Origin of the sequence: Bradyrhizobium sp. CCBAU 51753 (genome assembly GCF_015291565.1) — a bacterium.
Lineage (GTDB): Bacteria > Pseudomonadota > Alphaproteobacteria > Rhizobiales > Xanthobacteraceae > Bradyrhizobium > Bradyrhizobium ivorense.
Window position 1 is genome coordinate 7,395,867 of record NZ_CP030037.1, and the last position, 24,421, is coordinate 7,420,287.

The window sequence follows — 24,421 nt, forward strand, 5'->3', positions numbered from 1 at the left end:
TTCGAGGGAGGGATGGCAATGAATGCATTCCAGCGAATGAACACCGCGTTGATGGTCGACGAGAGCAAGCAGATCTTCAAGGTGTCGCGCCAGGCCTTCGTCGATCCCGACATTCTCGAGGCCGAGCGCACCCGCATCTTCGACAAATGCTGGCTCTATCTCGGCCACGCCTCGGAGCTGCCCAAGCCTGGCGACTTCGTCACCCGCCAGGTCGGCGGACGCAGCATCCTGTTCGCGCGCGACGCCAAGGGGTCGCTGCGCGCGATGTTCAACACCTGCCCGCACCGCGGCGCGCAGGTCTGCCGCGAGAAGCACGGCAACGCAAAGTCGTTCCAGTGCTTCTATCACGGCTGGGTGTTCGGGCTCGACGGCGCGCTGCGCAGCCAGCCGGGCGAAGCGTCCTACGCGCCCGACTTCAAGGAGCGCAGCACCTCCAACATGCAGCAGGTGTCGAGGTTCGAAACCTATCGCGATTTCTGCTTCGTCTGCTTCGACAAGAACGCGGAGCCGCTCGACAGCTATCTCGGCGCGGTCAAGGAATATCTCGACGTCATCGCCGACCAGGCCGAGATGGGCATGACCATCGTCGGCGGCACGCAGGAATACTCCATGCGCGCCAACTGGAAGCTGCTCACCGAGAACTCGATCGACGGCTATCACGCACTCACCACCCACGCGACCTATTTCGATTACCTCAAGGCCACCAATGGCGGGCTCGCACCGGTGCCGCTGGAGGGCGCTGCGCGCGATCTCGGCAATGGACATGCGGTGCTGGAGTACAAGGCGCCATGGGGGCGGCCGGTCGCACAATGGGTTCCGATGTGGGGCGATGATGGCAAACGCGAGATCGACCGCCTCTATCAGGGGCTCGTGACCCGCTTCGGCGAGGAGCGCGCCAGGCGGATCGCGCTCTACAACCGCAACCTGTTCGTATTTCCCAACCTCGTCGTCAACGACATCATGGCCGTGACGATCCGCACCTACTATCCACATGCGCCCGATTTCATGACCGTGAGCGCCTGGGCGCTGGCGCCTAAGGAGGAGACCGATTGGGCCCGCAAATATCGCCTGTTCAACTTCCTCGAATTCCTCGGCCCCGGCGGCTTTGCCACGCCCGACGACGTCGAGGCACTCGAGCAGTGCCAGCGCGGCTTTCGCAACGCGACGGAGGCGCAGTGGAACGACATTTCCAAGGGCATGGGCAAGGCGACACCGGCCTATGACGACGAGTTGCAGATGCGCGCGTTCTGGTCGAACTGGAACAAGCACGTCTTCGCGGCATCTGCTTGAGCCGGGAGGGACTCATGCAGAATATCTCCCGGGCCGACGTTGAGGATTTCCTGTTCGCCGAGGCCGAGCTGCTCGATGAGTGGCGACTGCCGGAATGGCTCGAGTTGTTCACGGACGACGCGATCTACTACGTGCCGTCGACCGACGTTCCCGCGGACTCCTCGCCCGACAAGAACCTGTTCTATGTCGCCGACGACCGCTTTCGCCTCAGCGAACGGGTCAAGCGTCTGATGAAACGGACCGCGCATGCCGAGTTCCCGCGTTCACGGACGCGGCATCTCGTTAGCAATGTACGGATTCGCGGCCGCAGCGACAACGAGATGGAGGTCGCCGCCGCCTTCATCACCTACCGCACCAAGGACGGCATCACCGACACCTATTTCGGCAGCAACCGCTACCGGCTGGTCGCCGAGAACGGCCGGCTGCGGATCAGGGAGAAACGCTGCCTGCTCGACAGCGAAGGCCTGCGCACGCAGGGGCGCGTCAGCATCATCCTCTAGGGAACGTTCAGTCGTGGACAAGAAGCTCAAGAACAACATTGCTGTCGTGACAGGTGCCGCCAAGGGCATCGGCCTCGCGATCGCGGAGCGGCTGGCGCGAGACGGCGCCAAACTCGTGCTGGCCGATCTCGACGAGCCCGGGCTGCAGCAGGCGTCAACCGATCTCGCCAGCCGGTTCGACACCGAGGTTGTGACCCAGGCGGGCGATCTCTCCGATCAGAATGTCGCCGAGAAGACCATCCGGCTCGCGGCCGAGCGGTTCGGCCGCCTCGACATCCTCGTCAACAATGCCGGCGGCGGCATCATCAGGCCGTTCGCAGAGCACACGCCGGAGACGCTGAAAACCACGATCGACCGCAATCTGTGGACCGTACTGTGGTGCTCCTGGTATGCGGTCACGCCGATGCGCAAGCAGGGCTATGGCCGCATCGTCAATCTCGGTGCCGACTCCGTGCGCAACGGTCTGTGGGACCATGCCGCCTACAACGCCGCCAAAGGCGGCATGCACGGCCTTACCACGGGCATGGCGCGCGAGTTCGCCAGGGACGGCATCACCGTGAACACGGTTGCCCCGTGCGCGGTGAACACACCGCAAATGGTCGCCATCACGAAGAGCGATCCCGCGCTCGCCGCCAAGTTTGTCAGCGTCATACCGATGGGCCGTCCGGCCGAAATGGAGGAGGTCGCCTCCATGGTCTCCTATCTCGCCTCCGCCGAAGCGTCGTTCGTGACCGGCCAGGTCATCAGCGTCAATGGCGGCAGCACCATGTTGTAGGGTTCGCGATGGCTGAAACGATTATTCTCTGCACGGCTGACGAGGTCATCGAAGGCGAGATCAAGCAGGCGCCCCTGCCCGACGGCACCAACGTCGCGCTCTATCGCGTGGCCGGCACGATCTACGCCACCGCTGACATGTGTACCCATGGCGAGGCGTCGCTGGCGGAGGAAGGCATCATCACCGGCAAGATCGTGGAATGCACCTTCCATTTCGGAACATTCGACGTCACCACCGGGGAACCGACCGGCATGCCCTGCGAGATTCCCCTGAAGACATATCCCGTCACGGTGGTGGACGGGCGGGTCCAGATCGAGGTGTGACATGGCCCGCCGTCCTGACCACGCGCCCACTCCGCTCAAATCCGCCCGCCGCCCGCTGGCGCCGCCGCGCCGACGCACCCAGGCCGAACGGACGGCGGAAACCCGTCTGCGTATTCTGAAGGCGGCGGCCAATCTGATCCGCCGCCGCGGCTATGCGCGGTTCAGAACGGCCGAGGTTGCGGCCGAGGCCGGCCTGTCCCGCGGCGCCCAGCTGCATCATTTCCCGACCAAGGACGCGCTCGTCGTCGCCACGCTCGAATATGTATTCGAGCAGGCCCAGATCGTCAGCCGGCGCCGCGCCGCCGCGGTCAACCGGCCGCGCGACCTGATCGAGGCTGTCATCGCGGACGCCAGGGAGTTCTTCTTCAGCGAACACTTCATGGTGGCGATCGATATCGTGCTCTCGACCTCCACCGACCAAGCCGTGCGCAAGCAGATCCTCGACATCTCGCGCAGAGCGCGCCGTCCCGTCGAGGCGGCCTGGGCCGAAGCACTCGTGGCCGGCGGGGTTCCAGCAACCGTCGCGGCCGACGTCGTCGCGCTGACCCTCGGCGTGGTTCGTGGCATGGCGCTGCGTACGCTCTGGGATAACGATCCGAAGTGGTTCGATCATCTGTTCGGGCTATGGCGGCAGATGATCAGGGTCTTCCTCGAAGCCGAGCAGAAGCGAGGGCGGCTGCGATGAACGCCGTCTTGAACGGATCGAATCCACTGATCACCTCCGTCTGCTACGTTCGTCACGCCGTCGGCGATCCGCAGGCCAGCGCGCGCTTCGTCTCCGATATCTTCGGGCTGCAGAAGGTGATCGGTCAGGACGGCGAATTCTCCTTCCGCTCCGACGATCGCTTCCGAACCCTGAGCCTGAGCGGCGATCACGACGGCGGCACCAGCATCGGTATCGAGGTCTGGAACGACGCCGCGCTCGAGGCAATCGGCGGGCGGCTGAGCGCACACGGCTTCGCCGCGAGACCGGCGAGCGCAGACGAGTGCCGGCGGCGTTACGTGCAGTCCGCCCTGCTCGCCGGCGATGCATCCGGCAATCGGATCGATCTCGTGACCCGGCCGACCCGCAGCGGCCGGCGCTACTTTCCGCCGCGCGATGCCGGCATCGTGCAGTTCCAGGGCATCGGCCTCTGCAGCACCGACCACATCAGAGATCTCGCCTTCTGGCGCCTGCTCGGCGCCGAGGTGACGGATTGGGTCGGCGATATCGCCTATCTGCATATCGACGTCCTGCATCATCGCATCGCGCTCTACCCGTCGCCGCGCAACGGATTGCTCTATGCGGCCTTCGAGGTGGAGTCGCTCGATCAGATCATGCAGAACAGTTACTTCATGCAGGAGAACCAAGTGAAGATCGTGCAGGGGCCCGGCCGCCAGTCCGCCTCGCAGCAGATCTTCCTGCATGTCGAAGGCCCCGACGGACTGATCCTGTCCTATGTCAGCGGCATGGCCGAGATCGGCGACAATGCGCGACCGCCCCGGCAGTTTCCGCTTGATCCCACCTCGCTCTGCAACTGGGGCAGCGAAAGCAAGGATGTCCCCGAACTGAGTACGCAGCGCTAACAGGAGAGATGCATGATCCAGCTGAAGGACGTCAGCTATGTCCGCCTCGGTTCGGCGGATCTCGAGCAGGCCGAGCAATTCGCCACCACTTGCCTCGGCCTGCAGATCGCCGGGCGTGGCAAGGCTGATCTTTACCTGCGGTCCGACGCGCGCGCGCACACGCTGTGCTACACGGAGGGCGACCCGAGGCAGCAGACGGTCGGGTTCGAGGTCGAAGACGAGGCGAGCCTGCAGGATGCGGCGTCCACCCTCGAAGTGCTCGGTCACGCCGTCCACGCCGGCACCGCGGAGGAAACCGAACGGCGCAAGGTGAAATCCTTCATCGGCTTCCGCGATCCCACCGGCAATCATATCGAGCTGGTGGTTCGCCCCGAGCGCAGCGGCCGCCGCTACTTCGCGAGCCGCGACGCCGGCATCACCGGCTTCAGTCATGTCGGCCTCAACTCGACCGATCCCGCGCGCGATGAGCGGTTCTGGACCCAGGTCTGCAACGCCCGCGTCAGTGACCGCATCGGCGACATCCCGCTGATGCGCGTCAACACCATCCATCACACTATCGCGCTGGTCCGCGCGCCCCAGGCCGGCATCCAGCACATCAATCATCAGGTCGAGAGCAGCGACGACGTGCTGCGCTCCTACTACTTCCTGAACGACAAGCGCGTGCCGATCGTATTCGGTCCGGGGCGGCATCCGACCTCGGGTGCCCGCTTCCTCTATTTCAGGGGACCGGACGGCATGATCTTCGAGTATTCGGTGGGGGTCGATGAAATCGAGGATGAGGCAACGCACCGACCCCGGCAATTCGGCTTCGAGCCAACCAGCTTTTGCATGTGGGGCTCCAGGCCGGCCGGCATGGCTCTGCCAAGCACGTGAGATAATCGCGCGAATGTTCTCGGCATCAGTTGCAGGGGATTTGCGCCTCGATGCGAGGTACCCGAGGCGCTCGGTCTAAGCTTCGCCATTGGAGCGCCGGCAAACGACAAAATCGCAGGAAATCGTAGTCTGGCGTACAAAATCGCAGGCTTGGTAGCGGGGGAACGCTACCGCCTTTCCATATACTAACCAAACCTGCGATATCTCATCCAATCCTTCGCATAACGCAGTCCACGAGCCCGGTAGCGAGTTCAGCTCATATCGCGACGTACCTTTAAAGGTCGCGATCTTAGTATCGGGCGCGCAAGTGCGTTATCGAACATGGAACCGGCGGCATCGGTCGCAGAAGTCGCTCTCGCCTTACCATTCGAATCGCGTGCCGACCCCGACGGATGTCGAGCCCTTCGCATCGACATCCGACTCGACGCGGATGTGGCGCGTCACGTCGACATTGGCCGACACTCCTGACTGGCTAGGGCTCGCGCCCGTCCGCACACCCACGCTCAGCCTGTCGCCGATCGCGCGCGACGCGCCGACCATTGGACCACTCGCCCCGGCGCCCACGTCCAGATTGTCGACCCCGAGCGAGCGGCGCATGCGGTCCACGGTCCCCTCACCACCGCTTGCGAACTGAGCCGCCGCCCCTGCGAGTTGCAAGGCCTGCGAGCTCGTCAAGCTGCCCGAGGCTTTCTGGAAGAGGATGCGCGATAGGATCTCGTCCTGCGGCAGCTCGGGCTGCGAGTGGAAGGCAAAGACTGGCGCGGCTGCAGGTCCCGAAATTCCGACCTGTGCCGTGATATCGGAGGCCTTTAGCTCTGCCGCGAAATCGAGCTCGGGCGCGAGATCTCCGTTGAAGGAGAGATTGCCCTTGGTGAAGGTCAAGGTCTTACCGAGCACCACCAACTGGCCCTGGTAAAGCGAGAAGGCGCCCTTCGTCACCGGACTGTTGGTCGTGCCGCCCACATGAACAGAGCCGCCGAGTTCCGCGGTCACTCCGCGACCGTGGATGAAGACATGGTTCGGCGCCGAGACCGCCACGTCGAGCGCGGCGTTGAAGAGCGCCGCGCGCCCCTTGTTGCCCTTCAGCGCCTCGACCTTCCGCACAGCCGCGAGCCGGGCGGCCGCCTGGCCAGAGGCGTTCACATGGTCGACGCCGTCGATCGGCTTGAGCGTCGAAGGGAGGCGATCGGGAATATCGACATTGACGCGGGTCAAGTCGATGCGACCGGCGATCCGCGGATCGCGCGCCAGGGCGCCCGTGACGTCGAGGGCGAGATTGGCCTGAGCGGTTGCCAGAGCACTGGCGGAGAGGGTCGCCTGCTGGCCGCGGATCGAGACCGTGCCTGGGAAGCCTGCATCCGGTGCGAGCCGCACCTGGCCGAAGCCGGACAACGTACCGCCGTTGGGCGTCGCCGCGGCCAGGCGCTCCACCACGATCCGCTCTCCTTCGGCGGTGATTTTCGCCTCGATGCCATCGAGGCGCGTGCCGAGCAGGCTGTCGCGGAAGGCCCCTCCGCTCAAGGTAGCGACCCCACCGATCTGGGGCTTGGCGCGCGTGCCGCCGATACGGGCATCGAGCGCGACGGTGCCGGACACCGTGCGGCCGGAGGCGGACAGCGCGGCATTGGCGACAGCAGCATCAACACGGCCCTTCGCGGTCAGCGCGATAGGACCCGCAGCGTCGAGCGGCACCATGCCCGACGCCGTGATCGCGCCGGCCTTTCCTGCGGCAACCGTGGTGTTCAGGCTGACGCGGCTTCCGTCGAGCCGCCCATCCCCGGCAACGTCGATCGGCGGCAGGCCCGCGTTCCTGGTCTGCGGCGCCGTGAGTTGCTTGACGGCCACCTTGTACTCGCCCACCGGCGCGCTCGCGGAGCCGGCGATTCTGGCCGAAGCGTCGAGGGTCCCGGCGAGGCCCAAACCCGGCATCACGACATCGGCCGCGCCGAGCGGGATCGCGCTCGCCACGCCCTTGAGGTCGAGCGCCTTGCCCGCCTTGCCGTCGACCGTGAAGCGGCCACTTCCAATCCCGAGGGCCAGATGCTCGATCAGCACTGTGCCATCGTCGAGCGTGAAGCTAGCTGGCCCCTGCAGCGCGATCGCCTGGGCGCCTCGCCGTGCGGTGAAGCGATTGAGATCGAACCGCGTCCGATCCCATGATGCCAAAGCGCCTGCGGCATCGAGATCGAAGCCAGCAGCCTTGGCGGAGAGAACGATCGTGCTCCCATCGGCGTTACCCTTGGACGTCAGCATGATGTTCGAGACGGTCTGACCGCCGAACGCGGCACCGTTCACCTTGGCATCCGCGTAGAGCACCGGATGGCGATAGAGATCGGCGCCATCGGCACGCAGATCGAAGCTGCGGATGGCTGCACCGGCGGCACGGATTCCGGCGCCCTTGCCAACGAGACGGACGGATTGCTGGCCGCCATCGACCGAAGCGGCAAGGTCGAGTGAGGCCGAACCGGCGAGTTCTGCGAGCGCGAGCGGCGAAAGGTCGGCGAGCGCCCCCGCGGCGAAGCGAACCTGTCCGCGTGCCAGATTCTGTGTGTCAACCGTTCCTGCGCCCTTCAGCGAAACCGAGCCGATCTCGACGTCGAGGGTCTTTGCGTCCCATCCGGCAAACGCCGCAGCTTCGCGATCGTCACGATCCGGCGATCGGCGGCTGACTTGGACAACGCCACGCGCTGGCTTGCCATCGACGGAGCCATCGAGCCTGGCGTCGACGGCGCAGGGCCCGTTGATGTCGTTGACCGTCACGGCGAGCTCAAGGTGCGCAATGGGGCGCCGCATGGCGGTGGCGCGATCCACCGAAGCCGCGAACGAAACGCCGGGACGCGCAAGCCCGCCGGTCAGGCCGACGTCGAGAACTCCAGCACCCGTGAGGCGCGCATCGACTGCCGAAAGAGAGGGAAGGTCCACGTGAGCCGACAGGTCACTCGTCTCGCGTGCCACCGTTCCCTTGGCGCGAACCGCGATGTGCGCGCCGTCGAGCGAAATTTCGCGGACCGTGTAGGTGTCGCGGCCATCGGCAGAGACATCGGCTGTGAGTGCGAGCCGCGACCCTGCGACCCCATCCAGCGCCGCAAGTCCCGTCGCAAGCCCCTCGCCGGTGCCTGACATTCGGGCGTCAAAGCCGCCATGCTGGAGGTCGGCGTCGAGATCGATGCCGAACGCCGCCGAGCCCTTAAGCTTCAGTCCGGCAAGGTCGGCGAAGTAGCCGAGGTCTGGCAGCACCCCGGTTGCACGGCCATGCAGCCGATCGGCGCTGACGTTACCTGTATAGGTGGCCTGAACCGTGGACGTGCCGATCTCCAGCCGCTCGATCCTGGCGTTGCCGCCAAGATCTGTGTCGCCGTGCAGCACGAGCGATGCGGTGCTGCCGATCGCTGCTGCCAGGCCGGCATCGCGCGGCGCGATGCCGGAGGCGCGCAGGTTCGCGTCCAGAATGATACGCGTTGCAAGATCGCCGGCTTCGGTACGCGGGACAGCCGTGACGGAAGCGTCCAGCGTGTCGACGCCTGCGTCCGGCAGACGAGCGCCCGACAGCGCGAGCTTGACCGAGCCCGTGGGAGCCTTGAGGGGGCCGTTGACGCGCGCGTCGAAGACGAGGCTGCGGATAGAACCCTGGTCGGTTTCGGTCAGTTCACCGTTGCTTGGCAGGGCGCGGATAGACGCCGCGAAATCCATCATCTTGTCGGCCCCGAGCAGACCCTTCGCATCGAGCTGCGCAAGATGGCTTGTGAGCGTCAGCCCATTCAGCGCAACGCTTCCATCGTCGCCGATACGCGTCATGCTCTCGAGATTGGTTTCTCCGGCAAAGACAGGCGCGGCAATCGCCGGCAGCAGCGGCCCGAAATGGCTGGAAAGCCGGGTTGCGAGTACGCGGCCGCTCCCTTCCCGATCGAGCGTGATCGTGCCGGTCGCATCGATCGTGGGGCCGGCCTGCAACTTCAAGGCACCACGAAAGCTGTCGAGCGTGCCCCGGCCTCCGAGCGCGAACGAAACAGGCGGTTCGCCCGGCAGATGGCCGAGCTTGGATGTGAGCCCGTGCGCGGGCTCGTCGAGCGTGACGTTGAGCGTGAGTGCATTTCCCTGTGGAACGTAAGCGAGAGCGGCCTTGAAGCGGCCAGGAAAATCCTGGCGGGTGGCGTCGAGATTGAATACGAGCCCTTCCGAGGGCGAGCCGAGTTCGGTGTTGCCGGTCGCCCTGACCTTCAGCCCCTCGCCCAGAATGGACTGTCCCAGCGTCAGGGCATGCAGGTCGAAAGCTTTCACCTGCACCTTCACCGGAAGGTCCGGCAGGATCGGCTGATCGGACTCCGCGACCGGTTGATCGGACGGCAGCGGCTTTCGCCTGATCTCGAGCGTACCAATCTCAAGGCGGTCGATCTCCAGTCGCCCCAGCAGCAGTGCGCTGCGTCGCCAGACGAGGCGCGCCTTGTCGAGCGTTAGCCAGACTCCGTCCTTGTCGGTGATGCTAACGTCGCGGACCGTTGCATCCGAGGACAGCACACCATCGACGGCGCCGACATGGACCTGGGTCGCCGACGTCGAGAGCGTCCGCGAGACGAGGCCTGCCAACACGTCCTGCTGGTTCTCTCCGCCTCGCACCAGCATTCCGTAGAGCACGACGCCGAGCACCGCGACAGCGACGAGGCCCAGGGCCGCGACGGCGGAACCGATGATGAACGGCCGACTGATGCGCATCAGAAAGCTTGCCCAATGCTGACATAGATCGCGTAACGGCTGTCGCCTGGGCGAGGGTTCAACGGTGTCGCGACATCGAGGCGGATCGGGCCGACCGGTGTGAGATAACGCAAGCCAAGTCCCGCTCCGTAGCCCACATAGTTGTCGAAGCCTGGCAGCGATGATCGGGAGGCGGTGCCAAAGTCGAAGAATGGCACGAGCCCGATGGTGGGCGTGATCCTCACCCGCACTTCGGCGGAGCCCTCGATCAGGCTGCGACCACCGGTGATTTGACCGAACATCATCGGCGAAATGGTGTTAAAGCCGTAGCCGCGCACGGATCCGCCGCCGCCAGCGAAGAAGCGATGCGCATCCGGTATCTCGGAAAGCGGCGCGCCCGCAAGCGAGCCTGCGGCCAACCGACCCGCCAGAACGTAGTCGGCCTGCTCGTCGATCGCATAATAGGCCGAGCCCGCAACCCGCGCTTCGAACAGATCGATCGTGGAACCCATCAGCTTCGGATAGGCATTGACAGTCGCCGAGAGGCGCGCACCGCGCGTGGGATCGAGCGGATTGTCTGTGGTGTCGTAGCGGCCGGTCGCCGTGAAGCCAATCAATGTCGCATCGACGCGCCCCAGTACGTCCTGCGATTTCGATTGCTCGACCTGAAGACCGGCCTGCAGCGAAGCCGCCTCCGAAAAGCGATGGATCACGCCGAACGTGCCGCGCACCGTGTCGTCAGTGTAACCGCCGAGGTCGTTGTTGCCGACACGCTCGCGGAACGCAGTGGCCTCGATCAGAAGATCGTTGGCCGTCCCGAACAAGCCTGGCTTGATGAAGGTACCGGTAAACCGTGCGCCGAAATCCGAGGCGCGCACATTGTTGAAGCCGGTGAAGGACGTGCCGTCGATCCGTTGCAGGAGCGAAGCGGATGCCTCGAGCCTCAGGCGGTCGCCGCCGCCGAATATGTTCCGATCCTCGTAATAGCCTGCAATGCCGGGACCATCGACGGTGGAATATTTTGCCGAGAGGCCCACCGCGTGCCTGGGCCTTTCCGCCAAATCGATGAAGACCGGCAGATTGCCATTGGCATCGAGCTTGTCGGCCTCACGGACGCGAATTCCCCCGATGGCCGGGATCTTGGCGATCGAGGTTTTCGTCAAGGCAAGCCGCTCTGGCGAGTAGGGCTCGCCTTCCCTCAGATAGACGTGCGTGGCCACCACTCGCGGATCGACGTCTCCGCCCGAGATCGTCACGGCGCCGATGCCGGCCTTGGGACCTGCTTCGACCCGCAGCCGAAAGTCCATCGCGGCGGCCGCATGATCGACAGTGGCCTTGACGTCGGCGATCTTCGCAAGCGGATGTCCGTTGCTGCGGAACCAGTCAACAAGCTTCACCTGCGCGGCGCGCAGGTCGGCCGAGATCGCTGGATCGCCGGATCTCAGCGCAAAGGCGCGGCGCGGCAACCCATGCGGCGCCTGGTCGCGCGAGTAGTCCACCTCGACGGTGCGCAGCTTGAACAACGGGCCGAGTCGCGCAGCAACCTTGATGGGAACGACCGTTCGATTGCGAAAGGTGTCGGCGCGACGCGCTGCGGCGGCGAGGCCGGTCTCATCGAGGGATACTGGAACTCCATCCACCGTGACATCGATCTCAGCGTTGTAATGACCAAGCCCCCAAAGGGCATCGAGCAGCGGATTGATATCAGCCTGAAGGCGGCGCGCGAGGCCTTCGCCGTCCGGCGGCGGTTCCTGTCGAAGGCGATAGGTGCCGGAGGCATCGCGCAACACCTGCTCGGCGTCGCTATCGCTCTTGCCGTCCGGCGTTTTGGCTTCGATCTCCAGTCGATAGGACAGTGTCGTGGCGCTGACCGGCGGCGGATCGTCGGAACCGAAGAGGCCAAAGAGATCCAGCGCGTGAGCCTGCTCGCACAGCGAGCAACCGGCGACAGCCACGCAAGCCAAATGCAGAATGCGTCCCGCCGCAGCGCTGAAATATCTTCGCCATGCCTGCCCCGACAAGAGCGGCAGGCATCGTCGCACCACGATTTGCTTGATGGTTCCGCTCCGCACTCGCCTGTTGACGCAACCCGGGTCTTTGCAACTTGGGTCCGGCGATCCCCTGTCTCCGCATTCAACAGGCACCACACGTGAAATTGATAAACATCATGATGGACAATGTAGGGCATCAATAAAATCGCCTTCGTAATCCTCTATTGATCGAACAAAGACCGCGACGTTCAAAAAAGCTCCGCGATTCAAGTACGCTCGCCGAAAAAATTACTCTTCAAAACGTGTTCCTCATCCGAAGAGCAGCGCGCAGCGCGATGGCATTGTGGCGTTTGGACGGCATTCCGTGATTGGGTTCTCCCAGACCGTCTTGCGACGCGAGCGTCCACATCGGAACTCACCGCAGCGAGATGGTAAGTCCGCCCAGATTTGCAGCGAATTCGAGCCCCGCTTTCGGCCCTTTGAGCGTAAGCAGAACGCCGTGTTCATTTCGCATGCTCACGCCGCCGACGCCGGCGGCCCAGGCGCCGCCTCCCCCGACCAGCGTATAGCTGCCGGCGAAATCGTTGACCTCCCTGAGGCCTGAGGCAGTGCCTTCCAGCCAGGTCACCGAGGCGCCCGCGCTTATGCCGAGGCTGAAGCCGGACACGATGAACCGATAGTGCCGTCCACGGTAGGTCAGCGTGCCGCTCCCGCCGCCGCCACCGACGACGAGAGCCGCTTTGACGAACTTGACCTGGACGTGGCCGGTCGCCTGCGCGGCGCATGGCGTGGCCGCCAGGACGATTGCCACAAGCGCCAGCACGACGGATCGGATCATGCATCGCATCACTGCAGCCCCCTCTTCGCTCAGGGATTTGTCGGGTCCACTTTCTTCCAGGTGTGATCCGGATCGAACACGATCATGCGCTTGGCGATGAAATCGGTGCGTGAGCCGAGATCCTTCTGGTAGACCGTTCCAGTGTGGTTGACGAGGAACGTCATGACGCCGGAATTGGCGTATTCGGCCGGATAGGCGACCAGGGCAAATCCACCGATCATCTTGCCCTTCACAACATAGTTCAGCGCGCCGCCCGGGGCGTCGGAGCCCTGCGCCTTCAGGATCCGATAATAGTATCCATGGTACGGCGTGCCCTGCTCGCCGACCCTGTAGCCTTCGGCCGCGGCCTGGGCCGCCAGCTCACCGAGCGGACTCGGATCCTTGTCGTCGCGCCAGAACAATCCGTCGGTCTTGCCCGGGTTGCTGACGATGCGTTGGGCATAGGTGCCCACGCCTTCGCCGCGATCCGTTTCCGCGTATTCGTTCTGGGCGTCGACATAGGCAAGACAGGTCTGGATCGCAGCGAGCTCGTTGCGGCCGATCCTGCGGTAGAGGATTTCCCGGCGCCCCGCAGCTGCATCAAAACTCCAGCCGTCATGGTTGTTGACGAGCGGAATCGGGAACGGGAAGTCGTCCGCGCCCAGGATCAGGATGGCCTTCTTGTTGCCGTCGGCCTTGATCGAATGCCTGGCGTCGTAGGCGGACAGAAAGCTCTGCCGCGCGTTGGCGTCGGCGACATCGTCGCCCGACTCGATAATATCGGCAGCATCGCGGCCAAGCACCTTCAGCATGGCCCGACTGGTGCCGGCCTTGACCGCGGTTGCCAGGGCGGACGCCGCGTCTTCCGGATTGGGGAAGCCTTGCTGGGCGCGTGCTGGCGACAGCAGCAGCGCGAGCGCTGCCGCTGCGGCAAGACCGATGGAAGCAATGCGATCAAATCGCAAGTGCGAAGAGCCTGTCATCGTGATGCCTCCGACTGGGATGGAATCTTTGCGCCGGCGGCAAGCCAGTCGTTGTAACTCCGGAACTTGAGTCCGAGCCTGTCGTAATAGACCCTGAGATAGCCGTCGGCGCCGCGTGTCACCGCCGCCGGCATGATCTGCTCGACCTCCTGCGCCATCACGCCGACATAGGCCTTGCTGCTGCCGAGATAGCTGAAGCGGTAGTAGCCGAGGCCGTTGGCGAGATGGCCAAGCAGTTCGATATCGTGCTTGAGCGCGATGTCGGAACGCCGTCCACCGCCGCCGCCACGGAAGCCGCCACCTCCGCCACCGCCGCGGAAACCGCCGCCCCCGCCCGCACTGAATCCGCCACCGCCACGGCCGGCGAAGCCGCCACCGCCATAGCCACCTCCGCCTCGCGGCATGCTCGCCATGCTCGACCGGCCGCGCGCCGACGCGGCTGAAGCCGCCCGGCTGGATGACACGTTCATGGCGCCGCCGCGATTGCCCCCGCCACGATTGCCGGCGCTCCGGTTGGCCGTGCCGGCGCCGCCCCGGTTGGCGGCCTTGGCGCGGTCGCCGCCCTTGGCGCGATCTGCCCCGCCAGCGCGTTCGCCGCCGCCGGGCCGGTCGCGAGAACCGGCACGATCTCCACCGCGATCCCCGGCCCGGTCGCCGGCTCGATCACCTGCTCGATCCGCCGCACCTGCACGATCTCCGCCACCCGGCCGATCCTGGTTGGGACGCAGCACCTGCTGCCCGTCGCGACCGCGAAAATCCATCCGGTTCGAGGCACCGGCCTTGATGTTGTTATTGCCGAAGCGCTGTTGAACGTTGGTGTTGTTATAGCGCACGCCCTGCCGATGGACTGAATTGTGCTGCCAGCCATTTCCGATGTTGGTGGTACGGTGATTGACGTAGACGTTGCGGTTGCCCCAGTTACAGCCGCCGCCCCAATAATTGCCCCATCGCCCGATCGCCCAACCGGCACCGAAGGCGAGGCCTGCTGCGACCACGCCGGCGCCGATGTAGGACGGATAGCCGAAATAATACGGCGGGTAGTCTGCATAGGGCCACGCCCCGTAGACTGTCGCCGGCTCGTAGTAGGGCACGTATATCGTATTGGGATCGGTCTGCTCGATGACGATGACCTGCTTGTTCTCCTGCGTCTGCACGCTCACTTTCTGCTGCTTGGTCGTCACCAGCTTGTTGTTGGCCTGCGCCTTGCTGCGCAGCCGCTGGATCGCATCCATGACATCGGCCTGTTGGGCCAGCACGGCATCGCCGAGATTCTTGGTCCAATCGATCTTGTCGCTCATCATCGAGAGCACGTCGGCCGTGCTCGCGAGCGCCTTCACGCTGTCGTCCCAGGCCTGCTTGTCGACCTCGGCCTTCAGCGCGTCCCCCTTGAGCGTCTTGCGCTCTTTCAGCCAGCGATCGGCCTGCACGACCTCGAGCGGATAGGTCGATGCCGCCAGCACGTTGGCCAGCAGCGAGTCCGGATAGAGCGCAATCGGCGCCACCAGGGCTTCCAGCTGTTCAGGCTTCAGGAGCTGATCGGCCGGCTGGGCTGATGCGGCGGCCGGCTGGCTAGCCTGGGCCGGCGGCTTGTCGGTGGTTTGCGCAACCGCCGCAACGGGGACTAGCGACGACAGCACGAGCGCGAGCAGGAACTTGCCCGGACGGAACATTGCAACCTCCATCGACGACGATGGCGGGCAGCATCGGACACGGGCATCGCAGCCCCTTGATCAAGATCAAGGAAAGTCGCGCTGCTTCAATCTCGCAAATTGCCTGGTTGCTGCAACGCAAGACCCACGCATCGATTGCGCATCCCGAAACCGTCTAGATCTTGCAGCGGTAGTACGTGGCGTCCATCCCCTCAACACCGGGGAACTGCCGCGTGATAGTGTTATCGTCGACGGTCTTGAGAAAGAATTGCACGTTGGACATCATGATCCCCTGTGCACAGCCGACGATGATATTGATCGTCTGCCCCTCGTCCTTGCGCGACTTGATCGCGCAAATCTCGAACTTGCCTCTCAACCGGTCGGCCTCGACGATGAATCCCTTGCCGTAGACGCCGGAGAGGTTTCTGAAGGTGACCTGGCTCGCCCGCCCCTTGCGGATGAACACCTTGCCGCATTGGTCCGCGCTCGTGGCCCATGCGCCGGTGAGATCGAACGCATGCGCGCAATCTGGCAGTACGAGGATCGTGCTCGCCACGACGATCGCGCGAAGCCTGTAGCCTGGGTTCATCCGACACCTCCCTGTTGCGCGCGTCAGTGACCGCTCAGCACGAGTGTCTGGATCGGCAGCAGCAGGGCCTGGATCCGAAGCAGCAATGCATGAACGAGTGCGGTCGCGTCGACGGCGTGCAGGGCAAAGCCCTTCAACGCGCCGGTTTTCGGATCGGAAATCTCGTCATGGTTGCTGGTGTAGGCATTGACGATGCAACTGCTGCCCGGCGTCACGCCGTCAAGCCCGCCTTTGTAGAGCGGCTCGAGGAACACGAGGATCGAACCCGGCTTTTGCAGGTTCTGCGGATCGATCAACAGCTCGCTGGCGCGAAACTGGCCGGTGGCGATGAAATCCTGCACGCTGGTAACGACCAGCGGAATGATCACCCACGGCTTCGACATGCAGGTGGCTTCCGCGATCATACCGGGCTTCATCACCTGGGCTTCGATCTGCCCGAACCCCGCCTGCAACCTGTTTCGGCCCGCTTCGTCCGGTATCAGAATTCCGGCCGGCCGCATGATCTGAGCGACGAGGTCTCCGGGCCGCACGAGGAATTGCTCGACGCGGCCATTGACGCCGGCACGGACGAAGGTCTTGTCGAGGTCCACTTGCGCCTGCGCCTGCGCGGCCTCGGCGCTTGCCTTCTCCGCCGGCAAGAGCGTAGTGACGCGCAACGTCGCCGATTCCTTGACGGCGTTGGCGGCATCGACGCCGGACTGCCGCTGATCGACCAGGACCTGCAGCTTGTCGATGTCGCGCTGCGGCACGATGCCGGGATTGCGGCGCTGCAATTCGCTCTTCACATCCAGCTCGTCCCTGGCCTGCTGCAAGGAGGCTTTCGCCTCCCCGACCTGAGCGTCCGCCTTGACGACATCGGCCTTTGCCGAGATGAGCGACGCATCCACCTCGGCGATCTTTCGCTTGGCAGTCTCGAGCGCGGCCTCTTGCCTCGAACTATCGAGCCGGAACAGAACGTCCCCCTTTTTGACCGCCGCGGTGAAGCCGACATTGACCTCGACGACCCGGCCGGAGCCTTCCGGCAGGATTGGCACCGTCCTGAAGTAGATCGCCGCGGCGGTGGTCGAGGGATGAAAGTAGAAGATCATCGTGATCAACGAGACCGTGAGCATCAGGCAGCCGGTGATACCCCACCTCAGTTCGTACCAGACCGAGAAGAACGTGATCTCCTTGCCGAACCGTTTGCCTTGCCGATAGCGGCGGTAGAGGTAATCCGGCAGGATCGTCACCAGCGAGCAGATCATCAGCTCAAGCATGGCTGTGCACCTCCTGCTTCGTCGGCGTCCGGACGTCTTGACTGCCGCCAGGTACGGCTTCGGCTTCCGGCTCGGCAGCGGGCGCGCCCGGCGTGGCGTCGGCGATGCGCTCGACGGAATCGGCAATGCTGCGCATCGGCGTGCCGAAATCCGGTAGGTCGATCAGTGCCAGCAGCAGGCCGGCAACCCAGAAGATATGCATGTGGGTGAAAAGCGATATCAGGCCGAGGACGGCGACGATCTCAAACTGCAGCTTCTGGCTCTTGTGCGCCATGCGCTCCGGCAAGCTGTGCAGCCTCCAGTACAGAGTGCCGACCCATAGGACTGTGGCTACAAGGAAAATGCCCATCACCAAGGTCAGGGTGTCCGACCCGTCGACGCCAGGAATGAAGAACGGCAGATGATGCGGAGCCAACGGATGAATCTGTTCGCTCAAGCCAATCCTCCCACTTGCGACCGAAACGCATGCGATTCCCGATTGAACCGTGCTGGTTATCCTATCGCGCTTGCTTGATCTGGATCAAGCAAAGCGGTCGGCCCGCCCCTACCGTTCGAGGGCAAGGTCGAGATCGGGCTTAGGAGTCCCCAGCCATGCCAGACAAAATCGATGACCTGATCCCAAATGCGCGCGAGATCCAGAAACAGGCCGCCCTCAAGGAGGCGGAGAAAGCCGAGGAGCATGCCAAGCGCGCGGCGGCTGTGGAAGCCGAGAAGCGCGCCCTGATCGAGCGGCTGAGTAAGCCGTCCGGGCTCAGCGAGGACGAGAAGGTCAAGCTGGCGTCGACGGTGATCCAGCGCGCGGTGCGCAACGGCCTGACCGAAGTTCAGGTCTACCGATTTCCCAACACGCTGTGCACCGACAAGGGACGGGCCATCAACCAGATGGAAGCGGGCTGGGAGAAGACGCTGACAGGTATACCCAAGGAAATATACCAGCTCTGGGCGGACTACCTGCAGCCGCGCGGCTACCGCATCCGCTACCAGGTCGTTGAGTACCCTGGTGGCATGCCCGGCGACATTGGCATCGTCATCGCCTGGGGCGACTAGTTCAAACGATGGATGCGCATTCCATGGCCAAAGACAAGTCCACCGGGAAGATGAAGCGCAAGGACTATGAGGAAGAGCTGCACAAGCTGCAGATTCAGCTCTGCCATCTGCAGGAATGGGTGAAGGCGAACAGGCTCCGGGTCATCGTCCTGTTCGAGGGACGCGATGCGGCCGGCAAGGGCGGGACCATCAAGGCGCTCACCGAGAAGGTAAGCCCGCGCGTGTTTCGCGTGGTCGCGCTGCCCGCACCATCCGATCGCGAAAAATCCCAGCTCTTCATTCAGCGTTACATGCAGCAGTTTCCGGCCGCCGGCGAAATCGTGATCTTCGACCGCAGCTGGTACAATCGCGCGGGCGTCGAGTATGTGATGGGGTTTTGCACGCCGGCGGAGCACAAGCGCTTCCTCGCGCTTTGCCCGCAGATGGAGCGATACATCATCGAAGGCGGCATCATCCTGATCAAGCTGTGGCTCGAGGTCGGGATGGAGGAGCAGGAGCGCCGCTTCAGGGCCCGGATCGACGATCCGCTGCGGCAATGGAAGCTGAGCCCGATGGACACCGAATCCTACCGCCGCTGGTACGACTACTCCCGGGCCCGCGACCTGATGTTCAAGGCGACGAGCTCGAAGCACGCACCCTGGTACGTCATCCGCTCCGACGACAAGCGGCGCGCGCGACTGAACTGCATTTCACACCTCCTGAAGACGATTCCCTACGGACGCGTGAAGCGCGACAAGGTCAAGCTTCCCCGGCGCTCCGATAAGGGCCGCTACAATGATCAGGCCGGTCTGCGCGGAATGAAGTTCGTCGAGGCGCGCTATTGAAGGCCAGGCCGCGCCAGGCGCGGCCCGGGTCCCGGCCTATTTCAGGCGGATCGAGACGCCGCCCACCGCGGCCGACACTTCGGCACCGACCTTCGGGCCGCTGAGCTGCAGGATCACGCCGTTGGCGTTCTGCAGTTGCACCCCGCCGGCACCCGCGGCGATCGCACCGCCCGCGCCCGCGACGGTGTACGAGCCTTCGAGCGAGGCCGGCCCCCTGAGGTTGATCGCACGCCCGACAAACTTGGTGGTCGAGGCGCCGATCGTGAAGCCGACGCTCATGCCCGACACGGTGAATGGATAATGCTTGCCGCGCAGGGTCAATACGCCCTCGCCGCCTCCGACACCGACGATGAACCCACCCTTGGTGAAGATAACGGCGACTGAGCCGGTTTCAGCCCGCGACGGTGTGCTGAAGCCGGCGCATCCGATCACCAATGCGGCGACAATTCCAGGCAGATTTGCTTTCCTCATGTTTTCCCTCCAGAGATCGGTTGCGTCAGCAATCTATGATGCAGCCTTGAGCTTCGGTGCCGCCGCCTTCGGCTTGCCCATCCTGGCCAAGGCCTCGGTCGTCACCAGTTTCAGGCCCTCGGCCGCGTCGTAGCCGTGGATTTCCTTGACATCGAGCTTGCGCATGAAGTCGATGGTCTCCTGGGTGATGACCTGGCCGGGGACCATGATCGGGAAGCCCGGCGGGTACGGAATCACGAAGTTGGCGGAGACGAGAGCGGGCCCGTTCTTCAGACGCCGGTCGATCTCGGGATCGTTCAGGCGAATGTATTCGCATCCGGCGGCATCATAGGCTGAATAGAATCCGCCGCGAATGTCGCCCTCGTTCGTCTTCGTGCCGGCATCGCCACGGTAGGCATCGTGGAAATGCGAGAAGTTCGGCAGGTCGGGCACGTCCTTCATCAGGCTGTTGACCCTGGCGTCGAAATCGACCTTGGCGTTCGCGCCGCCCTTGGCCAGGCCGCGATCGATTTCACCGGAGATTTCGGCTAACACCCGGACAAGATGCGCGACATCGCTTCGCGTATTGTTGATATTGGACTGGATCAGGACCGAGTTGCGCGAGGTCTTGTTGACCTGGATGTTGTAGCGGCTGGCGAGCAGGCCCTTGAACGACGTTCCGTCGTAACCGGCCGTGCCGCAGACCAGCGTCATGCGGGTCGGGTCGAGGCAGAACTCGTCATCGTTCAGGCTCTTCAGGGCGCTCGACCAGTTGGTGCCCGCCGCCAGATAATCCGTGAATCCGCTCTGGCGATAATCCTTCGGCACCATGGCGTCGGCGCCGAGAACGCGGAAATATCTGGAGATCAACGGATTGGTGTTGACCGCGTTGCGGATGGCAAATGCAATCTCCATTGCGTTGGCCACCAGTCCATAGCCCTCGAGCTCCATCTGCCGGCGCGAGACGTCGAGGCTTGCGATCAACTGCTGGTTCGGGCTGGTCGAAGCATGCGTGAAGACGGCTTCCTTGAACTGCGCTTCGACGGTGTGGAATTCGATGTCCTTGACGGCCAGCATCGAGCCCTGCCGGATCGCCGACATCGACTTGTGCGTCGAATTGGTCTGGTAGACCCGCAACCGGATCTGGCGCGGATCGGGGATGAGCCTGGTCTTGAGCAGCACCTCGTCCGAGGGGTTCTTGCCAAGTTCGGCCTGCTGCTTCTCGTAAGCGGCAACCGACTTTGGATCGCGCATCCAGGCTTCGATCTCGTTCGCCGCGCCCATCGCGGTTCGCCGCCTCAGGAACGGCGAAAACCGCGCGAAGCCGAACCAGGCCTCGTCCCAGAGGAAGATCAGGTCGGGCTTGATGGCGAGACATTCCTCCATCACCCGCCGCGTGTTGTAGATGTGACCATCGAAGGTGCAATTGGTCAGGTCGATCATCTTGATCCGGTCGAGCCGGCCATCGGCCTTGGCGTTCAGCAGTGCCTGCTTGATCGTCTTCAGCGGCACCGCGCCATACATCGAGTATTCCGTCATCGGGAATGCCTCGACGTAGAGCGGCTGCGCGCCCGCCAGCACCATGCCGTAATGGTGCGACTTGTGGCAGTTGCGATCGACGATGGCGATGTCGCCGGGACCGAGCAGCGCCTGCACCGCCATTTTGTTGGATGTCGAGGTGCCGTTGGTCACGAAGTAGACGCGATCGGCGCCGAGAGCGCGCGCGGCCTTCTCTTGCGCCTTCTTGATGTTGCCGGTCGGCTCCAGCATGCTGTCGAGGCCGCCGGTGGTGGCGCTGCTCTCGGCAAGGAACAGGTTCAGCCCGTAGAATTCGCCCATATCGCGGATCCAGTCCGACTTGAATACGGACTTGCCCCGCGCGATCGGCAGCGCGTGGAAGGTCCCGATCGGCCGCTGCGCGTATTTTTTCAGATTGTCGAAGAACGGCGTGTCGAAGCGATCCTGCACGCCTTCCAGAATTGAAAGGTGCAATTCCAGTATATCCTCGACCGAGTAGAACACCCGGCGCACCACGTCGGCCTCGGGACTGCCGGCCAGCTCCTCGACGTCGCGGTTGGACATCAAATAGAGATCGAGTTCGGGCCGGATCCGCTTCAAGATGTGGGCCAGCCGTAGCGCGGACGCATCGGACTCCTCGTTGAGCCCCATGGCGGCAGTCATGGCACGAAGCACAGGCGCGTCGTGGCGCGAGCGCAGTCCAAAGCCTTCGTTGATCACCACCGCCGCAAGGTTGGGATTCAGCATTGCCGCACAGAAGGCGTCCTCGAGGCTGCCGACCACCACGGGCTCATAGATGAACGCGTCGACCGGGCGCCGCAGCCTGCGCCATTCCGCCAGGAGTCCCGGCCAGTTGCTGGCTGGCACCCCGGTCACGATCAAGGTCTCGAAGTAAGGACGACGCGCCGCCGATGGTCCGAGCGTTGGCGGGAGCAGATCGGGTACGTCGCCATTGCCCTCGTCGCGCGTGCTCCAGTCACTGGCATGCTGGCGGAAGGATTTTGCCTGGAGCGCCTGCGCGATCCGCGCCGAAAGCATATGCGAGGTGGCGGCGTCGCCCGCCGCCGCGGCTTCCTTCAGCGCCGTCATCAAGTGAAGGCCCGGGTAGCCGTGAAACTCCTCGGTGACCGCGAGCGTCGACAGCGCCGCGTCATACGCCGCACGGTCGCCGTCCCTGCTCCACATCTTTGCCGCCTCAACCAGATCGCGCCAACTGTCGGCTCGTCCGCCGGGGCCCGAGAAGAACTGATCGATGCGCTGCTGTGCCGGCTTCGCGTCGTTGGCCATCGCTGTCTCCCGATTTGGCGCTGGTTCCGTCCAATCGTAAGAACCGCACCCGTCGCCGCCTTTGATCCAAGTCAAGCCCGCGCCGGATTGAGGTAAACCTCGCAGCCGATCGCGATGTCCTGCAATGCAACACGGCCGATGCATCGGGAGCGGTCCGCGCGGCCGCGCGGGCTAGCTACTCGGCTGCGGCATCCTGTTGCTCAAGACGCTGTCGAGCGTGCGCATCCAGTCCCCGCTATCGGTTTTGTCGGCAAGACCGTCCGCCTGCAGCAGATCCCGCAACTGCGCATGCGCGCCGACGATGCAGAACGTGATTCCGCGCGATGCGAGTTCCTGGTGCAGATCATGCAGCATGCGCGACCCCGCCAGGTCGATGAACGGCGAGGCCGACAGATCGCAGGCCACCAGCTTGACGTCGGCGGACGTCCGCAGCGCCGCCAACACCGTCTCGAAGATCGTCTCGGCATTGACATAAAGCAGCGAGGTTTCAGGACGGAACGCGATGATCCCCCTTAACGGCTCCACGTCGTCATGTCGCGCCCGATCGGAATAGCGGCCGCTGTCGGGCTGACGGCCAAGAAACGCGATATTGGGCTGCGATGCGCGGAGCAGTAGCAGGAAGATCGAGGCGACGGCCGCCAACAATACGCCCTGCAGGATCCCGAGGAACAGCACCGACACCAGCGCAATGACCGCGGCATAGAAGTCGATCCGGCTGATCCGCCACATTCTGGCGAGCGCCGGGATATCGACCAGCTTGTAGACGGCCGAGAAGACGATCGCAGCAAGCACCGTCTTCGGCAGATTGGTCAGCAGGCCGGTGAAGAACAGCAGGCAGAGCGCAAGCGTCGCCGAACAGAATACCAGCGCCAGCGGCGTCCGGGCGCCGGCGGCGTCATTGACCGCCGACTGCGACAGGCCGCCGGCGACGGGGTAGCCGTGGCCCAGGGCGGCAGCGAGATTGGCCGCGCCGAGCCCGAGAAACTCCTGCCGGACATCCAGTGCATAGCCGTGCTTGGCCGCGAAGCTTCGCGCGGCGGACACGCCTTCCACGTAGGCCAGGACGAGACATCCGGCGGCGATCGGGAAGAGGTCGTCGAATTCGAGCAAGCCAAAGGTCGGCAGCGCGAGGCTCGGCAGCCCGGTCGGGATGTTGCCGGTCACCGACAATCCCATTGCAGCAAGTCCAAGTACCGATACGAGCAGGATCGACAGCGCGACCACTGCCAGCCCAACGGGCTTTCCGGGTAGCCTGCGCTCGCCGAGCAGGAGCAGCACGATCGCAACCACGCCAATGCCGAGCACCAGCGGCCTTGTATCGCCCAACTGGCCGGCCAGCTTTATCGCGCGATCGAAAAAGTTGTGGCCGCCACCCGCCACGCCGAACAGGCTGGGCAGCTGGCTCATGATGATGGTCAGCCCTGCCCCGGCCTTGAAGCCCACCAGAATGCTGTCGCTGATCAACCGCACCAGCACACTGAGCCTGAACAGCCAGGCAATCAGGCAGAGCACGGCAACGCTGAAGGCAACCAGGCTGGCGATCTGCCCGTAACGCGTGGCGTCGCCGCCGGCCAGCAGGCCGACGGCGCCGGCGATCATCAGCGAGATCGCCGAGGTCGGTCCCACCGCGAGTTGCCGGGACGAGCCCAGCAAGGCGTAACCCACGCCGCCAAGCAGGTAACCGTAAACCCCGATCTGCGGCGGCAGGCCGGCGAGCCCGGCATAGGCCAGCGACACCGGGATCGCGTAGGCCGCCAGCGTGACCCCGGCGATGACGTCCGCACCAAGCCAGGATGCGCGGTAATCGGCAAGCCAGCTCGCCGGCGGAAAGTGGCGGATCCAACTCGTCTCCCCCTGGGCTGACATCATACCCGCCGTGTGAAGCGCAATGGTCGGACGTGGTCGCGCCGGCCGGGCCAATTCGCATTGATTCAGATCAAGCCTCGCACTCGCTGGTCAACGATGGTCGCAAACCCACACATTGTGTCCGCGGC

The 24,421-nt window shown here is 64.2% G+C and carries 20 protein-coding genes; 9 read left to right on the top strand and 11 right to left on the bottom strand.

The window, feature by feature from the left end; translation table 11 throughout:
• Positions 1-18 precede the first annotated feature (18 nt).
• The 7 genes from XH93_RS33770 to XH93_RS33800 are packed head-to-tail and all read left to right on the top strand — an operon-like array spanning position 19 to position 5,327.
• Positions 19-1,290 (top strand): aromatic ring-hydroxylating dioxygenase subunit alpha, encoded by a 1,272-nt coding sequence (locus XH93_RS33770; RefSeq protein WP_210340417.1) that lies wholly within the window; start codon positions 19-21, stop codon positions 1,288-1,290.
• A gap of 14 nt (positions 1,291-1,304) precedes the next feature.
• The gene (locus tag XH93_RS33775; protein ID WP_194470791.1) at positions 1,305-1,790 is read left to right on the top strand and encodes an aromatic-ring-hydroxylating dioxygenase subunit beta; all 486 of its coding nucleotides are present in this window, start codon (positions 1,305-1,307) and stop codon (positions 1,788-1,790) included.
• Between the two features lie 13 nt (positions 1,791-1,803).
• Complete coding sequence (locus XH93_RS33780; RefSeq protein WP_194470792.1) at positions 1,804-2,565, top strand: SDR family oxidoreductase; 762 nt, start codon at positions 1,804-1,806, stop codon at positions 2,563-2,565.
• Between the two features lie 8 nt (positions 2,566-2,573).
• Positions 2,574-2,888, top strand: coding sequence for a non-heme iron oxygenase ferredoxin subunit (locus XH93_RS33785; RefSeq protein WP_139485226.1), 315 nt, complete (start codon positions 2,574-2,576; stop codon positions 2,886-2,888).
• A 1-nt stretch (position 2,889) separates the two neighbouring features.
• A complete protein-coding gene (locus XH93_RS33790; protein ID WP_139864336.1) occupies positions 2,890-3,573 on the top strand; it encodes a TetR/AcrR family transcriptional regulator in 684 nt (227 codons plus the stop codon).
• The gene (locus XH93_RS33795; protein WP_194470793.1) at positions 3,570-4,454 is read left to right on the top strand and encodes a VOC family protein; all 885 of its coding nucleotides are present in this window, start codon (positions 3,570-3,572) and stop codon (positions 4,452-4,454) included. Before XH93_RS33790 ends, XH93_RS33795 begins: the two co-directional genes overlap by 4 nt.
• 12 nt (positions 4,455-4,466) lie before the next feature.
• Positions 4,467-5,327 carry a VOC family protein gene (locus XH93_RS33800; RefSeq protein ID WP_194470794.1) on the top strand — a complete coding sequence of 287 codons (861 nt, stop codon included), beginning with the start codon at positions 4,467-4,469 and terminating at the stop codon, positions 5,325-5,327.
• 360 nt (positions 5,328-5,687) lie between these two features.
• Here XH93_RS33800 and XH93_RS33805 read toward each other — a convergent pair whose 3' ends face one another.
• The 8 genes from XH93_RS33805 to XH93_RS33840 form a co-directional block, all read right to left on the bottom strand.
• Entirely contained in the window at positions 5,688-10,037 is a 4,350-nt protein-coding gene (locus XH93_RS33805; RefSeq protein ID WP_194470795.1) for a translocation/assembly module TamB domain-containing protein, read from the bottom strand.
• Positions 10,037-12,037: an autotransporter assembly complex family protein gene (locus XH93_RS33810; protein WP_194470796.1), complete on the bottom strand. Its 2,001-nt coding sequence runs from the start codon at positions 12,035-12,037 to the stop codon at positions 10,037-10,039. The genes XH93_RS33805 and XH93_RS33810 overlap by 1 nt, the downstream gene beginning before the upstream one ends.
• A gap of 385 nt (positions 12,038-12,422) precedes the next feature.
• Positions 12,423-12,845: a hypothetical protein gene (locus tag XH93_RS33815; RefSeq protein ID WP_194470797.1), complete on the bottom strand. Its 423-nt coding sequence runs from the start codon at positions 12,843-12,845 to the stop codon at positions 12,423-12,425.
• Positions 12,846-12,874: 29 nt separating this feature from the next.
• Positions 12,875-13,807, bottom strand: coding sequence for a DUF2950 domain-containing protein (locus tag XH93_RS33820; protein ID WP_246799367.1), 933 nt, complete (start codon positions 13,805-13,807; stop codon positions 12,875-12,877).
• Positions 13,804-15,477: a DUF3300 domain-containing protein gene (locus XH93_RS33825; RefSeq protein WP_194470798.1), complete on the bottom strand. Its 1,674-nt coding sequence runs from the start codon at positions 15,475-15,477 to the stop codon at positions 13,804-13,806. The genes XH93_RS33820 and XH93_RS33825 overlap by 4 nt, the downstream gene beginning before the upstream one ends.
• Positions 15,478-15,631: 154 nt before the next feature.
• Positions 15,632-16,012: a hypothetical protein gene (locus tag XH93_RS33830; RefSeq protein ID WP_246799368.1), complete on the bottom strand. Its 381-nt coding sequence runs from the start codon at positions 16,010-16,012 to the stop codon at positions 15,632-15,634.
• Positions 16,013-16,068: 56 nt separating this feature from the next.
• Positions 16,069-17,301: an HlyD family secretion protein gene (locus tag XH93_RS33835; protein ID WP_194470800.1), complete on the bottom strand. Its 1,233-nt coding sequence runs from the start codon at positions 17,299-17,301 to the stop codon at positions 16,069-16,071.
• Complete coding sequence (locus tag XH93_RS33840; protein ID WP_194470801.1) at positions 17,294-17,737, bottom strand: hypothetical protein; 444 nt, start codon at positions 17,735-17,737, stop codon at positions 17,294-17,296. Before XH93_RS33840 ends, XH93_RS33835 begins: the two co-directional genes overlap by 8 nt.
• 155 nt (positions 17,738-17,892) lie before the next feature.
• On the opposite strand from XH93_RS33840, the gene XH93_RS33845 reads away from it, so the two are divergent.
• Positions 17,893-18,348, top strand: a complete 456-nt coding sequence (locus XH93_RS33845) for a hypothetical protein (protein WP_194470802.1) — start codon at positions 17,893-17,895, stop codon at positions 18,346-18,348.
• A 23-nt stretch (positions 18,349-18,371) separates the two neighbouring features.
• Positions 18,372-19,172 carry a polyphosphate kinase 2 gene (ppk2, locus tag XH93_RS33850; protein ID WP_139864345.1) on the top strand — a complete coding sequence of 267 codons (801 nt, stop codon included), beginning with the start codon at positions 18,372-18,374 and terminating at the stop codon, positions 19,170-19,172.
• Between the two features lie 36 nt (positions 19,173-19,208).
• Here ppk2 and XH93_RS33855 read toward each other — a convergent pair whose 3' ends face one another.
• The 3 genes from XH93_RS33855 to XH93_RS33865 all read right to left on the bottom strand — a co-directional run bounded on the left by XH93_RS33855 (position 19,209) and on the right by XH93_RS33865 (position 24,293).
• Positions 19,209-19,643, bottom strand: a complete 435-nt coding sequence (locus XH93_RS33855; protein WP_194470803.1) for a hypothetical protein — start codon at positions 19,641-19,643, stop codon at positions 19,209-19,211.
• Positions 19,644-19,676: 33 nt separating this feature from the next.
• The gene (locus tag XH93_RS33860; protein ID WP_194470804.1) at positions 19,677-22,427 is read right to left on the bottom strand and encodes a decarboxylase; all 2,751 of its coding nucleotides are present in this window, start codon (positions 22,425-22,427) and stop codon (positions 19,677-19,679) included.
• Between the two features lie 171 nt (positions 22,428-22,598).
• On the bottom strand, positions 22,599-24,293 hold the full coding sequence (locus XH93_RS33865) for a SulP family inorganic anion transporter (protein WP_194470805.1): 1,695 nt from the start codon (positions 24,291-24,293) through the stop codon (positions 22,599-22,601).
• Between the last annotated feature and the right edge of the window lie 128 nt (positions 24,294-24,421).

Bases quoted from the DNA above. Each gene is read 5' to 3' on its own strand.
- XH93_RS33770 (WP_210340417.1), top strand. From the start codon at position 19: ATGAATGCATTCCAGCGAATGAACACCGCGTTGATGGTCGACGAGAGC.
- XH93_RS33855 (WP_194470803.1), bottom strand. From the start codon at position 19,643: ATGAGGAAAGCAAATCTGCCTGGAATTGTCGCCGCATTGGTGATCGGA.
- XH93_RS33825 (WP_194470798.1), bottom strand. From the start codon at position 15,477: ATGTTCCGTCCGGGCAAGTTCCTGCTCGCGCTCGTGCTGTCGTCGCTA.
- XH93_RS33775 (WP_194470791.1), top strand. From the start codon at position 1,305: ATGCAGAATATCTCCCGGGCCGACGTTGAGGATTTCCTGTTCGCCGAG.
- XH93_RS33815 (WP_194470797.1), bottom strand. From the start codon at position 12,845: ATGATCCGATCCGTCGTGCTGGCGCTTGTGGCAATCGTCCTGGCGGCC.
- XH93_RS33800 (WP_194470794.1), top strand. From the start codon at position 4,467: ATGATCCAGCTGAAGGACGTCAGCTATGTCCGCCTCGGTTCGGCGGAT.
- XH93_RS33805 (WP_194470795.1), bottom strand. From the start codon at position 10,037: ATGCGCATCAGTCGGCCGTTCATCATCGGTTCCGCCGTCGCGGCCCTG.
- ppk2 (WP_139864345.1), top strand. From the start codon at position 18,372: ATGGCCAAAGACAAGTCCACCGGGAAGATGAAGCGCAAGGACTATGAG.
- XH93_RS33835 (WP_194470800.1), bottom strand. From the start codon at position 17,301: ATGCTTGAGCTGATGATCTGCTCGCTGGTGACGATCCTGCCGGATTAC.
- XH93_RS33820 (WP_246799367.1), bottom strand. From the start codon at position 13,807: ATGACAGGCTCTTCGCACTTGCGATTTGATCGCATTGCTTCCATCGGT.
- XH93_RS33865 (WP_194470805.1), bottom strand. From the start codon at position 24,293: ATGTCAGCCCAGGGGGAGACGAGTTGGATCCGCCACTTTCCGCCGGCG.
- XH93_RS33860 (WP_194470804.1), bottom strand. From the start codon at position 22,427: ATGGCCAACGACGCGAAGCCGGCACAGCAGCGCATCGATCAGTTCTTC.
- XH93_RS33785 (WP_139485226.1), top strand. From the start codon at position 2,574: ATGGCTGAAACGATTATTCTCTGCACGGCTGACGAGGTCATCGAAGGC.
- XH93_RS33795 (WP_194470793.1), top strand. From the start codon at position 3,570: ATGAACGCCGTCTTGAACGGATCGAATCCACTGATCACCTCCGTCTGC.
- XH93_RS33845 (WP_194470802.1), top strand. From the start codon at position 17,893: ATGCCAGACAAAATCGATGACCTGATCCCAAATGCGCGCGAGATCCAG.
- XH93_RS33790 (WP_139864336.1), top strand. From the start codon at position 2,890: ATGGCCCGCCGTCCTGACCACGCGCCCACTCCGCTCAAATCCGCCCGC.